A 15,523-nucleotide genomic window follows, 5' to 3' on the forward strand; every position below is an offset into this window, starting at 1 on the left:
CAAATACAGCTATATAAAATTATAATCCAATGAAAAAGTTTATATATATCGTCCTTCTCCTTTGTATTTCAGCACCAAGCTGGGCTCAAAAAACACCAATCACAGAGGCAAACAATTTATACAAAAAAGGAGAATATGAAAAAGCAATAAAGTCCTATGAGTTTGTGCTTGAAACCCATTTAATTTCGCCGGAAATATATTTTAATTTAGCAAATGCCTATTACAAAACCGGACAAATTGCACCTGCAATTCTAAATTACGAAAGAGCTAAGTTATTAGCTCCCGAGGATAAGGATATTCAGTACAATTTGGCTCTCGCTCATGATCATGTTCTGGATAAACTGGATATAGTTCCTGAACTTTTTTTAAAACGCTGGATAGCTGGTATTAGAAATGCTGCCTCGGCTCAATCCTGGAGTTATTTTTCCATATCATTCTTTATAATATGTCTACTATTTTTAAGTATATACCTGTATAGTAACAAATCAGGGTTTAAAAAAGCAGGGTTTTTATTCGCCTTCCTAAGTCTTTCCTTTTGCATTATTTTCTTTGCCTTTGCTTCTATCAAAACCAACGAAATGACAGTTCGCGAACATGCAATAATCTTTACTCCTAGCGTAACAATTAAAGGCTCACCTGATTTAAGTGGCACAGATTTATTTCTACTACACGAAGGAACAAAAGTGAAAGTAATTGATCAGTTAGGTGATTGGAGAAATATTCAACTAAGTGATGGCAATGAAGGATGGTTAAAAAAAGATGATATCGAGATGATATAATTAACAGTCTATTTGGCATATTTAAATCATTTTTCGATTCTAACGAATTATTCTCCTGTTTTATCAATACAAAAAAGTATAAGAGTTTAATGAGACACAGCATCCAAAATAATTTCTTTCAAATCACAGTAAATGAGATTGGAGCAGAACTTTGCAGCATCAAATCTTTGCAAACCAATCAAGAGTTTCTATGGCAGGCAGATCCTGAAATTTGGGCTAGCCATGCGCCAAACCTTTTTCCAATTATTGGTTGTTTAAAGAATGATGCATTTATTCATGAGGAGAAATTATATCCTATGACAAAGCATGGTTTTGTTCGTAACAATCCGGATATTCAGTTACTGGCTAAGGACGACAACAAGATGAGTTTTGTACTTTTTTCTAATGAAAAAACCCGTAAACTTTATCCCTTTGAATTTGAATTCCGAATTCATTTTTTACTTGACAGCAATACCATAGAAATAAAACACGAAATTATAAATAACGGGCATAAGGAGTTGCTTTTCTCTTTGGGAGGACATCCAGCTTTTGCTTGTCCTTTGAAAAAGGAGGAAAAGTACACCGATTATTACTTGGAATTTGAGAAAAAGGAAAAAGTAAACACATGGAATTTAAGCGAAGGAGGCTTGATAGGGGAAAAGGGAAAACTTATTTTAGATGAATCTAAAATTTTGAATTTGCACCCTGAGCTTTTTGTGAATGATGCCCTTATATTTAAAAATATACAATCAAAAAGTGTAAGCTTAAAAAGCAAAAAATCGAATTTTCAATTAAAGGTATCTTTTTCTGATTTTCCCTATTTAGGCCTTTGGGCTAAACCTAATGCTCCCTATGTTTGCATTGAACCATGGATTGGTATTGCAGATCGTGCCGATTCGAACCAAGAGTTCTCTTCGAAAGAATTAATCCAACACCTTGAAACAGGAAAAAAATTTACAGCAAGTTATTTCATAGAAATTAACGAGTAAAAAAACAGCCCCAAATTGGGACTGTTTCAAATAATATTAAGCTTCTGTCATACTAGGATAATCCGTATATCCTGCCTCATCTCCTCCATAGAAAGTATCCTGATTAGGAGCATTTAAATCTGCATCCAATTCAAATCTTTTTTCCAAATCGGGATTTGCTAAATAGGAAGTTCCAAATGATACCAATTCCGAAATATCATTCTTAATGGCCTGATTTGCTGTTTCCTTTGTAAATCCTCCATTAAGCATGCGTACTCCTTTATAAATTTGCCCATAATATGCCCCAACCTGTTTTACCAATTGTGGATAATCATCCGTAGGCATCAATGGTTCAATTAAATGCAAATAAGCTAGCTTGTAATCATTCAATCTTTCGATAACATGACCAAATAAAGCAACAGGATCCGAATCTCCCATATCATTGAATAAACCACTTGGTGAAAGTCTAATACCTACACGTGATGATTCCCAAACCTCTAAAGTGGCCTCCAGTACCTCAAATAAAAAGCGAGATCTGTTTTGAATGCTTCCACCATATTCATCTATTCTTTTATTGGTTTTATCTACCAAAAATTGATCAATTAAGTAACCGTTGGCTGCATGAATCTCAATACCATCAAAACCAGCAGCCTTCGCATTTTCTGCAGCTTTCCGGTAATCCGCTACAATTTCTTTAATCTCCTCCTTAGTCAATGCTCTTGGTTCCTCAAAGTCTTTTAAACCTTCATAAGTAAAGGCCTGTCCTGCCGGTTTCACAGCTGAAGGACTCACCGGAGCATCACCATTGTGATAATCCGGATGAGAAATACGTCCCACATGCCACAATTGTATGAAAATTTTTCCATTTTCCTGATGAACCGCTTCGGTAATCAGTTTCCACCCTTCAACTTGAGCCGGACTATAAATACCTGGAGTAGCAGGATATCCCATTCCTTGTGGCGAAATTTGGCTTGCTTCCGTTATAATCAGTCCTGCTCCAGATCGCTGTTTATAATATTTTGCCATTAATTCTGTTGGAACATTTCCCTCCCCCGCTCTATTTCTGGTCATTGGAGCCATCACCATTCTATTTTTCAATTCCATTTCACCAATGAAATAATTACTTAGTAGTGTATTTTCTTTCATCTTATTTCGTCATTTTTATTTATACAAGATATAAATAAGAAATCAAATCTTGAAAAAAGAAAAATTAGGAAATGGTATAAATGAATTTATAGTATTGATATTAATAATGGAATTTAAAATTAACTTTCTCCAATGGTTTAAACTATGCTTTGTATCTTCGCTGCAAATAGAACAGGATAATGAAAAAAATTGAATTACTGGCACCAGCCAAAAATCTGGAAGCAGGAATTGCTGCAATCAATTATGGTGCTGATGCGATATATATTGGTGCGCCCAAATTTGGTGCTCGTGCTGCTGCAGGAAATACACTTAAGGATATAAAAGAATTGATCCAATACGCTCATCAATATTGGGCAAAGGTTTATATTACTATAAATACAATCCTGTATGATCAGGAATTAAATGAAGCAGAACAATTGATTCATCAACTGTATGATATAGGTGCAGATGCCTTAATTGTTCAGGATATGGGCATATTGGAGATGAATCTCCCCCCCATTGAATTACATGCCAGCACCCAAACTCATAATTATGATTTAGATCGAATCAAATTTTTGGAACAAGTTGGTTTCAAGCGAATCATTTTAGCCAGAGAACTTTCCTTAGAGCAAATTAAAGAGATTCGAAAAAATACTTCTGTTGAACTAGAATATTTCATTCATGGAGCTCTCTGTGTTTCGCTAAGTGGTCAATGTTACTTTTCACAAGCTTTAGGTGGGCGTTCTGCCAATAGGGGAGAATGTAGCCAGGCTTGCAGAATGAAATATGATTTGGTGGATGAAGAAGGCAAGGTAATCGCTAAAGATAAATATCTTCTATCCTTAAAGGATTTGAATTTATCCGGTCACTTGCAAGAAATCATGGAAAGTGGAATTTGTTCTCTGAAAATTGAAGGAAGATTAAAAGACAGCACCTACCTAAAAAATGTAACAAGTTATTATCGTCAGGCTATCGATCAAATTATTGACCAAAACCCAAATTTTGAAAAATCATCCTCCGGTGTGATAAATCCATCTTTTCAACCCGATTTAGAAAGAACTTTTAATCGCGGATATACCGATTATTTCTTTACGGGTAGAATTCCAGAGATTGCTAATTTTCATACACCTAAATCAATTGGAAAAGAAATAGGTCGGATTATAGATATTAGGAAGGATCATTTCCTAATTGAAACGCAATATGAATTACATAATGGAGATGGGCTTTGCTTTTTCAATAAGAATAATTTACTAAAGGGTATTCTAGTAAATGGTGTTCAGGGTAATAAAATATTCCCAAATGAAATGAATATGCTACAGAGAAATGCTATTCTGTACAGAAACAATGATCATGAATTTGCAAAAGAGTTAAATAGAGACCAGACCAGAAGAAAAATAGCTATCGATTTTTATCTCGAAAGTAAAGATGATGCGATAACTCTAATTGCTACAGATGAAAACGGTATCAGCGCAAGCGTTCAGCACCTGGAACAAGTTAAATCTGCTAAAAATAAGGAAATGGCCATCTCTAATCTGAAAAAACAACTTGGTAAAACAGGAGATAGCATTTATCAAGTTAATTCTATTGATTTGAATTATGCTCAAGCTCCTTTTCTACCCGCAAAATTATTGAATGATCTTAGAAGAAAATGTTTACAGTTGCTCACTACAAGTAGAATTGATAGTCATAAAACACCAACATCAAGACTCTTAATTGCTCATCCCAAATATCCTGGCAAAAACTTATCCTATATGGGGAATGTGGTTAATTGTAAAGCTGAAGAATTTTATCACAAATGTGGCGTTGAGAAAATAGAAAAGGGTTTCGAGTTACAGAAGGATTATTCGGGCAAGACCATTATGACCACCAAGCACTGTTTGCGACACGAATTTGGGAGGTGTCCAAAAGAAATAAGTACGCAGGAACAAGACAACAAACAACTCTATTTGGTCGACAACAAAAAAAGATACAAATTAGAGTTTAATTGTCAACGATGTGAGATGAAAATAATTTTGGAGTAAATCATTTCAAACAAGCATTTTCCAACTTGTTCTTTTGTAGTTTTTTTGAATACGAACCGATAAATTTCACAGATAATGGTTCATTATATTGAAAAATTGATTAAAGAGGGAGAACATCAGCAACAAGATTTTAAATTTTGTATTACAGATTCCCGAAAAATAGCAAAATCGCTATCCGCATTTGCAAATACTGACGGTGGAAGACTTTTAATTGGAGTAAAAGATAATGGGAAAATAGCCGGAGTTCAATCGGATGAAGAATTCTACATGATAAAGGCAGCTGCAGAAATGTACAGTCGTCCCCAAATTTTTTTTAAGAGTAAAATATGGACAATAAGCGGTAAAAATGTTTTGGAAATTTCTGTTCCTCCTTCTCCTGAAATGCCACATTATGCTCAAAATGAAAATGGTAAATGGCTCGCCTACCTTCGCAAGCAGGATGAAAACATTCTTGTCAATAAAATATTACTAGAGGTATGGAAAAAGAAAGCAAAACCAACAGACACCTACCTTGAGTACACTGACATTGAAAAAAATCTAATGGAATACTTGCTTTCTGAAAAGAAAATCAGTCAAAATCAATTTTGTAAACTTGTAAAGATTAGTCGTTATAAAGCAGAGCGAATCCTGGTGAAATTAATTTGCTGGGAAGTAATAGAAATGGATTTTACCGAAAAGGGAGTGAAGTACAAAATAAAGCAAAATTTAGAGTCGTCTTTCTAAAGAAAATAATCCTCAGAAAATAAAAAAACCGCACTAATTAATGGAATTTTAAACTCCTGAATGACAGGATTTGAGTGCCTGCTTGGTCAAGTTTCCCCTGTGTCGAAACAACCCGAAGGTTGGGGCCTGCTTTTGCAAGCATGTAGCTTTCTCGGTATGTGTTAACTGTTGAGTTTAACAATCGATAATTAATGCGGCATACCTTTATCTTATTTTAAAGAACGTCTGTTTCTATTTGCAAAATAAGCAAGAATCTAGCACAAAACAAGACTTACAGTGTTTTTTTTATTCTATTTTGATGAAACGACTTAAACTTAAAAACATAAATTACATTCAATGAGTTTCTTATTATATAGTTCGTACTGACCTATAGCTTGAATCATTCTGCCACCAAAGAAAATATTTGTATTTTTGCCAGAATCAGATGACACACATGACAGCAAATCAATATATCGATATTCACACCCACAAACCATCCAAGGAGATAGATATTCAATCTATTATAAATTGGGATGAATTAGATTGTAGTCGTTTGGAAGGAAACAGATATTTGGTTTCCCTTGGTTTACATCCATGGAATATACCTAAAGTAAATGTTGAGTTTACCCTTCGGGAGATTGAACAATACTCCACAAACCCTAATATTGTCGCCGTTGGTGAAATCGGATTGGATAAACTTGTTGATGTGAGTTTAGAAATGCAGGAAAAAGTATTTACAACTCAACTGCAATTTGCAAATCGGTTGGAAAAACCTGTCATCATACATTGTGTGAAGGCTTTTTCTGAGCTCCTTCGAATTCGAAAGCAACAACATACTTCAATTCCCTGGATACTCCATGGATTCCGAAATAATGAGCAAATTGGGGATAGTCTGATTAAATCAGGATGTTATTTATCTTTCGGAAAAGCCTTATTACAACAAGAAAATCTCCAGAGATTATTTCAAAAAATTTCTGATCATCAATATTTTCTGGAAACGGATGATTCCAATATTAGCATCAAAGATATCTATCTGAAAGCTGCTGAATTAAAAAATAAAAGTGTTAATGAATTAATGCAAAATTTACAAATCAATTACGAGAACTGTTTTTAATAATTATGAGTGAAGATTGGTTGAGCAGGACAGAACTGCTTTTAGGAAAAGAAGAATTATCGAAATTACGAAATGCTAATGTTTTAGTAGTTGGATTAGGTGGCGTTGGTGCTTATGCAGCCGAACAGATTTGCCGATCTGGTGTTGGTAGCATGACAATCGTAGATGGTGATCATGTAGAAGAATCAAATATTAACAGACAATTACCTGCCATTCAAAGTAATTTAGGAAAAGATAAAGCTGCTATCATGGGAGAGCGATTGCTGGATATCAATCCCAATTTGAATCTGAAAATTATCAACGAATACCTGCATAAAGAGAGTATGAATGATATCCTGCAAATAGGGAACTACGACTACGTGGTTGATGCAATAGATACTTTAGCTCCCAAAATTTCATTAATATATCATAGTCTTCAGAATAATTTAAATGTTGTAAGCGCTATGGGAGCTGGAGGTAAAATAGATCCCTCCAAAATAAAGATTGCTGATATTTCCCAATCATACAATTGTAAACTAGCAAGAATGCTTCGCAAAAGATTGCATAAGATTGGAGTTTATGAAGGAGTTCAAGTTGTTTTTTCGCCGGAGGATATTTCGAAAGATGCTGTAGTTTTATCGGAGAGTCAAAATAAGCGGTCAAACGTTGGAACAATTTCCTATATGCCTCCTCTATTCGGCTGTTTTTGTGCTTCAGTTGTTGTAAATGGATTACTGGAAAGGAAAAATTAATTTTCCAATTTTTAGCCTTATGCACAGTTTAGGTAAGTGATCCCCATCTTTTATTAAGCCAGTTTAATACTTTTAGATATTTACCAGGGTAGAAAAATAGATTGGTTCTTATGAGAAATTAAACTTCCAGGAAGATTTTAGTATATTCCAATTTTTCGTACGGCGCAATGAATAATAAATTAGATAATTTTAGAATCAACACTTTTGACTGAATCTTATTAAAATTGCTCTGGTTGGAGATTTAATACTACTTTTTAGTGAATAAAGTTGAATCATTAATGATAAGCTATGTTTTACGATACAATTTCTTCCCCAATTGGTAACTTACTGCTGCTTTCGAGCGATGCAGGACTAAAAAAGATAATTTTCAGTGATCACCAAAACAATATCTCCCCGAATTTAAATTGGATCAAAGATTCCTTTAAATTAAAAGAAGTTAAAGATCAACTCCTTGCCTATTTCCATCAAGAACTAACACAATTTAATTTGATGCTTGCCCCTGATGGAACCGCCTTCCAAAAAAGCATATGGAAAGAACTTCAACAAATACCATATGGTACTATTTGCTCGTATCAGGATATCGCCAATTCTATAGGTAAACCAAATGCGTGCCGTGCTGTAGGAATGGCAAATTCATTGAATCCTATTCCTATTATTATTCCTTGTCATCGCGTTATTGGCAAAAACGGAAAACTTACGGGTTATGCTGGTGGATTGGAAACAAAAGCCAAACTTTTAATAATTGAAAATATCCAAATGCCAAACGATTTCACCCAATTTAAACTATTTTAAAAATCATATTTTAACTTCTGTATATTTGCAATCTTATCTTTATTCAGTTTTTATAGTTTACGCCTTAATAAAGATCAAATAACTGTAAAATACTTTTGATTTAATTGGCAAATCATCTAACTTGCCATCCGCTAAATTAAACTTTGTATGTGTTGGATACGAAGCATTTTAGTTTCATTAAATCAATAAACAAATTCATGAGTAAAATTTTAGGACACAGTTTCCATATTCCTGTAATGGGAACAGGATTTACAGTGGATACTCCTGTAAAAGTGGCTCACCTTGGAATTTCATCGGTTATATCAATTGTTGATGATATACTCGTTGAAAAAATGAGAGAGATGTACTGTAAAAAGTTGAGTCTTCCATTCAAGCCAATTACAGAGAAAACTAAAGATTTTCGTGCTGAAAGAATAACTTCTTATCTGAATCTAATGGACAAGATGGTAAAGGAGAAATTTGAAAATCTTAAAGAATCCATTCAAGATAAAAGTAAGGAATTGGAAGAATATTTCAGTTTACTACCCGATTTTTCAGAAGTTAAAAAAGAATTTACTGAAAAATTTGCTGATCATCCATATGTGAAAGAAGCCAAGGAATGGATTAATAATAATCTTCCATTAGGGTCTATTGATGTAAATATCATGACCAAACTAGACAAGGAAAACTATTATAAAGGAGAACAACTACCTTCAGAATATAACGATGCACATGCAGCTCTTCGTGGTTTTGCCATGAGTAACCTGGAGAGCTCCATGGTTTTATCTGCTGGAATGAATCCTCGTTTGTATGGTTATTTGGAGCAATTCGCAGATTTTTATCCCGATGTTAGCGGATATATCAAAAAGAAAATTGTTCTGAAAGTTAGTGATTTCCGATCCGCACTTATTCAAGGAAAATTCCTCGCTAAAAAGGGAATTTGGATCTCTGAGTTTCGCATAGAATCAGGATTAAATTGCGGAGGACATGCTTTTGCTACTGATGGTTTTCTGATGGGTCCTATTTTGGAAGAATTTAAAGATAAGCGTCAAGAATTACAACAGGATCTTCATCAGATATTAGCTCAGGCTCTGGAAAGAAAGCAGAAACCTGTTCCCAATAAACCTTTGGAGATGAAAATTACTGCTCAGGGAGGTGTAGGTACTGCAGAAGAGCATGATTTTCTTATGGAACACTACCAATTAGACTCAATTGGTTGGGGCACTCCTTTTCTAATGGTTCCTGAAGCTTGCGATGTGGATGACAATACATTGTCTCTTCTTGAAAAGGCGAATGAAAAAGATCTTTCCTTAAGTCACGCATCACCGCTAGGAGTTCGATTTAATAATCTTAACGCCAATACACGCGATAAGGATAAATGGATAAATTTAGAGCAGAATCAACCAGGAAGTGCTTGTTCTAAAAGATATATGATTGCCAATAAAGAGTTCACGAAAGAACCAATATGTACAGCTTCCAAACAATATCAAAAATTAAAATTGGCTGATTTAAAATCACAAAACCTTTCTCCAGAGGAATATGAAAAGGAAGTAAACTTATTGCTGGAGAAAACCTGTCTTTGTAAAGGCCTATCAGCTTCAGCATTTTTAGTGAATCATATTGACACTAAAAAAGATGGAGACGGTGTTTCTATTTGCCCGGGACCAAACTTAGCTTATTTTACGAAAAAGGCCAAGTTAAAGGAGATGATCGATCATATTTACAATCGAACAAATCTGATTGAAAGAACAGATAGACCAAATATGTTTATCAAAGAAATAAACTTGTATTATGACTATTTGAAAGAACAAGTGAATGAATTAAAAAATCCAGTTGCAAAACAAATCAAGTCTTTAGAAAAATTTAAAAATAATTTACTGGATGGTGTAGGTTATTACAAAAACCTGTCACAACATTTTTCTGGTAAATTTCAGAATATCAAGCAACAGTTACAGTCTGATTTAAGTAAATTGGAATTGGAAATACAAAATATTCTTATCACTTCTGATAAGTAAAACCCTAAAAGCCAATCTATAACAGATTGGCTTTTTTCCTTTTTATCCTATCGACACCCCAAAATTGAATTGTAATTTTACTATCCGACAATTTCACATTGAGCTTATTATCTATCTTTATCCATCCCGGAATACTTTTGTCGTAAATTACCCATTCCCTTTTGAGTATTTCTATTTCCTAAATTGGGTGAAAGCCATAAAAAACCATTCGATTAATTCCTGCACATTTGTGATGTAAAGAAATGATTCAAATTATGTGTCAAGTACATTGTACTTGTAAAATTTTAATTTCTACTAAAATATTGTGAATTCTGTATCGGTTTAGGTTAGGGTTAGTTTTCAGATAAATTACAGGATTTGTAAATTTTTTTTAAGTAGGGTTAAAATAATAATTTTGAAAACTTTTCCATATTGTTAGTTTTTGCTTCGAACCGAAAAAGAGTTTTCACCAACTTTTTTTCGGTTTTTGAGCAAAAATAAAGCTGAAATCAAATCGAAATCAGCTCTATATTATTGAAATAGTATTCTTTAATGCTTTTCAGTTTCTACAACATCCTTTAATCCGGCAATTTTTTCCAACATTTCAGTTGTAATAGATTTTGGTCTCTCCAACGGATAACCTAAGGCTCGATCCCAAATAATATTGGCGCAAATACCGATGGATCGTCCAATGCCAAATAAAACAGTATAAAAATCATACTCTGTCACCCCATAGTGCCATTGAATAACACCAGACTGTGCATCCACATTTGGCCATGGATTCTTGGCTTTACCATGCTCTTTCAAAATAGGAGGAACCACCTTATAAAGTAGATCTGCATATTTAAATATCGGATCTTCAGATAGGTGATTTAAGCTAAATTCGCGTTGCAACATATAACGTGGATCAGTTTTACGCAAAACTGCGTGACCAAATCCAGGAATAACCTGACCTGAGTTCAAAGTATCCCAAACAAATTGCTGCATCTCTTCTTCGGTAGGAACCCGATCCCCCATTTTATCCATGACTTCCTGAAGCCATCTTAATACTTCCTGATTAGCCAAACCATGAAGCGGACCAGCCAAGCCATTAATCATCGCCGAAATGGAAAGATAGATGTCAGACAAAGAACTTGCAACTAAATGTCCTGTATGTGCACTAACATTACCACTTTCGTGATCACTATGAATAATAAAATGCAAACGGGATACATCATCATACGGATTTTGAATGCCCATCATATGAGCGAAATTACCTCCCATATCCAAATGCGGATTCGATTGAATTCTTGGTCCCTGACGATAAAGTTTATTATAAATATAAGAAGCTATTTCCGGTAATTTTGCAAGAAGATTTAAAGCATCTTCATAAGTTGCTTCCCAATAATCTTTCTTACTCAAGCCAGCATGATATTGCCGATTAAAAACAGATTCCCTATTTAAAGTTAAAATTGCAGTTGAAAATATGGCCATCGGATGACTACAACAAGGAAAAGAATCGATTACTTCATATACATATCTGGGAACAATCCTTCTTTTGCTAAATTCATCCACCACTTGCATTACCTCTTCCTGATTTGGAAAATCACCGGTAAGTAGCAGATAGAATAATCCTTCCACATATGGCATTTCAGCTCCTTTGGGTTTTGGTAAACTTTTAATCACCTCCTTAAGAGTATAACCACGATATCTAATTCCTTCCTCAGGATCCAAATAAGATATATCTGTAACTAAGGATTTTAAGCCTCTCATTCCACCAATCACCTGAGATATAGTAACATTACCTACAACTACATCCCCATATTCCTCTAATAGCTTTTTTGTACGTGGTCGGTGTTCTTCAATTTTTTTGGATAAGGTCTGTTTTAAAGTTTTTTTCATATGGCTAAACTTAAAATTATGAGACCAGCTGGGGAGATCGGTCTCGTTTATGTATCGTTTTTTGTTTCCTAATTATTTTGTTTACGGATTAGATTTAAAGCACTCCCTGCTTTAAACCATTCAATTTGCGCCTGATTATAAGTGTGATTTGCTAAAATCTCATCTGAAGTACCATCTTCATGATGTATTCTCAGCTTTAATGGTTTTTCAGGAGCGAAATCTGTTAATCCAATAACATCAATTTTATCTTTCTCCTGTATCTTTTCATAATCGCCTTTATCGGAAAAAGTCAACGCCAAAACACCTTGTTTTTTAAGATTCGTTTCATGAATTCTTGCAAATGAACGAACGATAACTACCTGAACTCCTAAGTGTCTAGGTTCCATTGCAGCATGTTCACGGGAAGAACCTTCTCCATAATTCTCATCACCAACTACCAATGTTCCAATTCCCTCTGCTTTAAGAGCTCTTGCAGTGGCCGGCACTTCACTATAATTATCTGCAATAGGATTGAAAATAGAATTGGTTTCTTCATTAAAAAAATTCACTGCACCAATCAACATATTATTGGAAATATTATCCAAATGACCACGATAACGCAACCATGGACCGGCCATAGAAATATGATCGGTAGTACACTTCCCTTTTGCTTTTATCAGTAAATTCAGATTCTTAAAGTCCTGTCCATCCCATTCCTTGAATGGATATAAAAGCTGTAATCGCTCCGAATCATTCTTTACTTCAACTACAACTTTTTGATCATCTGAATTCGGTGAAATATAACCAGAATCCTTCATATCAAACCCATTTGGTGGAAATTCCAATCCAGAAGGTTCTTCCAACCTTACCTCCACACCATCTTCATTTACCAAAGTATCGGTCATCGGATTAAAACACATATCACCGGCAATAGCCATAGCTGTCACCAATTCAGGCGAAGCCACAAAACCATGTGTATTCGGATTTCCATCGTTTCGTTTTGCGAAATTTCTATTAAATGAAGTAATAATTGAATTTTTTCTGTCAGGATCATCGGTATGTCTTTTCCATTGTCCGATACAAGGGCCACACGCATTGGCCATGATTACCCCGCCAATATCTTCAAACTCTTTTAAAATTCCATCCCGCTCAGTAGTATATCGTACTAATTCGGATCCAGGAGTAACTACAAACTCAGCTTTCACCTTCAGATTTTTCTCTTTTGCTTGCTTGGCAAGGGAAGCAGCTCGCGATAAGTCTTCATAGGAGGAATTAGTACATGATCCAATCAATCCAACTTCCAATGTCTGAGGATAATTATTTTCCTTCACAGCCTTTGCAAAATCACCAATTTCATGAGCTAAATCAGGAGTAAACGGGCCATTAATATATGGTTTCAATTCGGACAGATTAATTTCGATTAGCTGATCGTAATATGCTTCCGGATTCTGATAAACTTCATTATCTGAACGTAAATCTGCAATCACCACATCAGCCAAATCAGCAACCTGTTCTCTTCCTGTATGTCGAAGATAATTACTCATATTCTGATCGTAAGCAAAAATTGAAGTTGTCGCTCCAATTTCAGCTCCCATATTACAAATAGTACCCTTTCCTGTGCAAGACAAAGCATCAGCACCTTCCCCAAAATATTCTACAATAGCACCCGTACCACCTTTTACAGTAAGAATACCAGCAACTTTTAAAATAATATCTTTAGGAGACACCCAACCACTTAATTTACCGGTAAGTTTAACTCCAATTAATTTAGGCATCTTTAATTCCCAAGGCATGCCGGCCATCACATCCACAGCATCGGCACCACCAACTCCGATGGCAACCATTCCCAATCCGCCAGCATTCACAGTATGAGAATCCGTCCCAATCATCATTCCGCCGGGGAAAGCATAATTTTCTAGTACTACTTGATGAATAATACCTGCTCCTGGTTTCCAAAAGCCAATTCCATATTTATTGGATACGGTTTGAAGAAAGTTATACACCTCGTTATTTTGAAGCTTAGCATCTTCCAAATCCTTATCCGCACCAGCAAAGGCTTGAATCAAATGATCACAATGAACAGTAGAAGGAACTGCCACTTTCGATTTACCAGCATTCATAAATTGGAGCAAAGCCATCTGAGCAGTTGCATCTTGCATAGCAACTCTATCGGGAGCAAAATTTACGTAATCCGCTCCTCTTTGAAATGTAGTTCCCTTTTCTTCAATGGATAAATGAGAATACAATATTTTCTCACTTAGTGTTAAAGCCTTGCCTACATTTTTTCTGGCTTTACTGACCCTATCGGGCATTTTCTCATACACAGATTTTATTAAATCAAGATCAAATAGCATGTTTAATGAAGTTTTGATTAATTTTTAATTCAAATGGTCAATAATTATCTTTGAGGTGCTAAAATAATGAAAATAACATTTAAAGAGTTGTGTATCTTTTTATGTGTTTTTGTATTTCAAAACACCCAAACACTGATATTCTGTATCACAGCATTTTAGGAGACTCCAAGCCAGATAAAAGCCTATTAAATACAAATAAATTCAAGTATCTAAATATAACAAAAACTTGTTATATTCAAAAGTGAATTTAAAAATCTTGTTTGGAATTTAAACCCCTGTTTTTTATGCAACAATCAATAAGTTACACAAATCTCCCCCTTAAATTTATTTGTTGTTTCAGGTTATGAATCACTTACGAGATTATAGACTCGATTTAGACTTATCGATTAGATTTTTTTCCGAATTCGACCACCTGAAGGTCCTTTATTTCTTTCGCTTCTATAACAAACTTTACCAAGGTCTGGACTTTGTGAAATCCCTCAAGCCCGGAAGCACCTGGATTAATATGAAGCAAATTCAATTCTTTATCGAAAACCACTTTTAAAATATGAGAATGTCCCGAAATAAAAAGCTGTGGTGTGTTTTCAAATATTTCAGGTTTCACATTACTATCGTATCGTTTCGGATAGCCTCCAATATGGGTTATCCAAACATCAACTTCTTCGCATTTAAACCGTTGATGTTTAGGGTAAATGACACGAAGTTCCTGACCATCAACATTTCCATGAACCGCAATTAAAGGCGCAATTTGAGCCAATCTATCGGCAGTTTCCAGATTACCAATATCTCCTGCATGCCAAATTTCATCACATTCTTTCAAATGCTTGAATATTGCAGGATCTAGATAAGAATGTGTATCTGAAATTAGCCCTATCCGCTTCATAAATTATCTAATTAATTCCAATTTTCCCGTGAAGATAAACAAAGCATACTTAAGAAAAAGTGATAGTTTAAAATTATTGTTAGCTGTATCAAATGAATCTTTGGGAATTGTGATTATGGTATTCTCTTATTACTCCCCTTATTAAATTGAAGCAGTGATGAATATATAAACTTAGCAAACATCAAATTCAGATAAAATCATTCCTTAGATATATCACTCCCACATGCAGTTTCAATGCCATT

At 34.6% G+C, this 15,523-nt stretch carries 12 protein-coding genes; 8 read left to right on the forward strand and 4 right to left on the reverse strand.

Going from position 1 to position 15,523, the window contains the following annotated elements; genetic code table 11:
• Window positions 1–29: 29 nt before the first annotated feature.
• Both DLK05_RS02005 and DLK05_RS02010 read left to right on the forward strand, forming a co-directional pair.
• Window positions 30–779, forward strand: a complete 750-nt coding sequence (locus DLK05_RS02005) for a tetratricopeptide repeat protein (protein WP_127342297.1) — start codon at window positions 30–32, stop codon at window positions 777–779.
• An 89-nt stretch (window positions 780–868) separates the two neighbouring features.
• Entirely contained in the window at window positions 869–1,747 is an 879-nt protein-coding gene (locus DLK05_RS02010) for an aldose 1-epimerase family protein (protein WP_127342298.1), read from the forward strand.
• A gap of 36 nt (window positions 1,748–1,783) precedes the next feature.
• Here the strand turns inward: DLK05_RS02010 and DLK05_RS02015 are convergent, their stop codons facing one another.
• A complete protein-coding gene (locus DLK05_RS02015; protein ID WP_127342299.1) occupies window positions 1,784–2,872 on the reverse strand; it encodes an alkene reductase in 1,089 nt (362 codons plus the stop codon).
• Window positions 2,873–3,051: 179 nt separating this feature from the next.
• Here DLK05_RS02015 and DLK05_RS02020 point away from each other — a divergent pair, with 179 nt between their 5' ends.
• The 6 genes from DLK05_RS02020 to DLK05_RS02045 all read left to right on the forward strand — a co-directional run bounded on the left by DLK05_RS02020 (window position 3,052) and on the right by DLK05_RS02045 (window position 10,205).
• On the forward strand, window positions 3,052–4,872 hold the full coding sequence (locus DLK05_RS02020) for a peptidase U32 family protein (protein ID WP_127342300.1): 1,821 nt from the start codon (window positions 3,052–3,054) through the stop codon (window positions 4,870–4,872).
• 75 nt (window positions 4,873–4,947) lie between these two features.
• Complete coding sequence (locus tag DLK05_RS02025; RefSeq protein ID WP_127342301.1) at window positions 4,948–5,595, forward strand: AlbA family DNA-binding domain-containing protein; 648 nt, start codon at window positions 4,948–4,950, stop codon at window positions 5,593–5,595.
• Between the two features lie 433 nt (window positions 5,596–6,028).
• Window positions 6,029–6,688, forward strand: a complete 660-nt coding sequence (locus tag DLK05_RS02030) for a TatD family hydrolase (protein ID WP_209319659.1) — start codon at window positions 6,029–6,031, stop codon at window positions 6,686–6,688.
• A 5-nt stretch (window positions 6,689–6,693) separates the two neighbouring features.
• Entirely contained in the window at window positions 6,694–7,419 is a 726-nt protein-coding gene (locus tag DLK05_RS02035; protein WP_127342303.1) for a tRNA threonylcarbamoyladenosine dehydratase, read from the forward strand.
• Between the two features lie 288 nt (window positions 7,420–7,707).
• Complete coding sequence (locus tag DLK05_RS17945; protein ID WP_127342304.1) at window positions 7,708–8,211, forward strand: methylated-DNA--[protein]-cysteine S-methyltransferase; 504 nt, start codon at window positions 7,708–7,710, stop codon at window positions 8,209–8,211.
• A gap of 197 nt (window positions 8,212–8,408) precedes the next feature.
• A complete protein-coding gene (locus tag DLK05_RS02045; protein ID WP_127342305.1) occupies window positions 8,409–10,205 on the forward strand; it encodes a hypothetical protein in 1,797 nt (598 codons plus the stop codon).
• Window positions 10,206–10,733: 528 nt separating this feature from the next.
• Here the strand turns inward: DLK05_RS02045 and DLK05_RS02050 are convergent.
• The 3 genes from DLK05_RS02050 to DLK05_RS02060 all read right to left on the reverse strand — a co-directional run bounded on the left by DLK05_RS02050 (window position 10,734) and on the right by DLK05_RS02060 (window position 15,281).
• Window positions 10,734–12,065 (reverse strand): citrate (Si)-synthase, encoded by a 1,332-nt coding sequence (locus tag DLK05_RS02050; RefSeq protein WP_127342306.1) that lies wholly within the window; start codon window positions 12,063–12,065, stop codon window positions 10,734–10,736.
• 68 nt (window positions 12,066–12,133) lie between these two features.
• On the reverse strand, window positions 12,134–14,398 hold the full coding sequence (locus DLK05_RS02055; protein ID WP_127342307.1) for an aconitate hydratase: 2,265 nt from the start codon (window positions 14,396–14,398) through the stop codon (window positions 12,134–12,136).
• A 379-nt stretch (window positions 14,399–14,777) separates the two neighbouring features.
• Window positions 14,778–15,281 (reverse strand): metallophosphoesterase family protein, encoded by a 504-nt coding sequence (locus tag DLK05_RS02060; RefSeq protein ID WP_127342308.1) that lies wholly within the window; start codon window positions 15,279–15,281, stop codon window positions 14,778–14,780.
• Window positions 15,282–15,523 lie beyond the last annotated feature (242 nt).

The sequence above is a fragment of the Ancylomarina longa genome (genome assembly GCF_003996985.1).
GTDB lineage: Bacteria > Bacteroidota > Bacteroidia > Bacteroidales > Marinifilaceae > Ancylomarina_A > Ancylomarina_A longa.

Bases quoted from the DNA above. Each gene is read 5' to 3' on its own strand.
- DLK05_RS17945 (WP_127342304.1), top strand. From the start codon at position 7,708: ATGTTTTACGATACAATTTCTTCCCCAATTGGTAACTTACTGCTGCTT.
- DLK05_RS02050 (WP_127342306.1), bottom strand. From the start codon at position 12,065: ATGAAAAAAACTTTAAAACAGACCTTATCCAAAAAAATTGAAGAACAC.
- DLK05_RS02020 (WP_127342300.1), top strand. From the start codon at position 3,052: ATGAAAAAAATTGAATTACTGGCACCAGCCAAAAATCTGGAAGCAGGA.
- DLK05_RS02035 (WP_127342303.1), top strand. From the start codon at position 6,694: ATGAGTGAAGATTGGTTGAGCAGGACAGAACTGCTTTTAGGAAAAGAA.
- DLK05_RS02045 (WP_127342305.1), top strand. From the start codon at position 8,409: ATGAGTAAAATTTTAGGACACAGTTTCCATATTCCTGTAATGGGAACA.
- DLK05_RS02025 (WP_127342301.1), top strand. From the start codon at position 4,948: ATGGTTCATTATATTGAAAAATTGATTAAAGAGGGAGAACATCAGCAA.
- DLK05_RS02055 (WP_127342307.1), bottom strand. From the start codon at position 14,398: ATGCTATTTGATCTTGATTTAATAAAATCTGTGTATGAGAAAATGCCC.
- DLK05_RS02015 (WP_127342299.1), bottom strand. From the start codon at position 2,872: ATGAAAGAAAATACACTACTAAGTAATTATTTCATTGGTGAAATGGAA.
- DLK05_RS02005 (WP_127342297.1), top strand. From the start codon at position 30: ATGAAAAAGTTTATATATATCGTCCTTCTCCTTTGTATTTCAGCACCA.
- DLK05_RS02030 (WP_209319659.1), top strand. From the start codon at position 6,029: ATGACAGCAAATCAATATATCGATATTCACACCCACAAACCATCCAAG.
- DLK05_RS02010 (WP_127342298.1), top strand. From the start codon at position 869: ATGAGACACAGCATCCAAAATAATTTCTTTCAAATCACAGTAAATGAG.
- DLK05_RS02060 (WP_127342308.1), bottom strand. From the start codon at position 15,281: ATGAAGCGGATAGGGCTAATTTCAGATACACATTCTTATCTAGATCCT.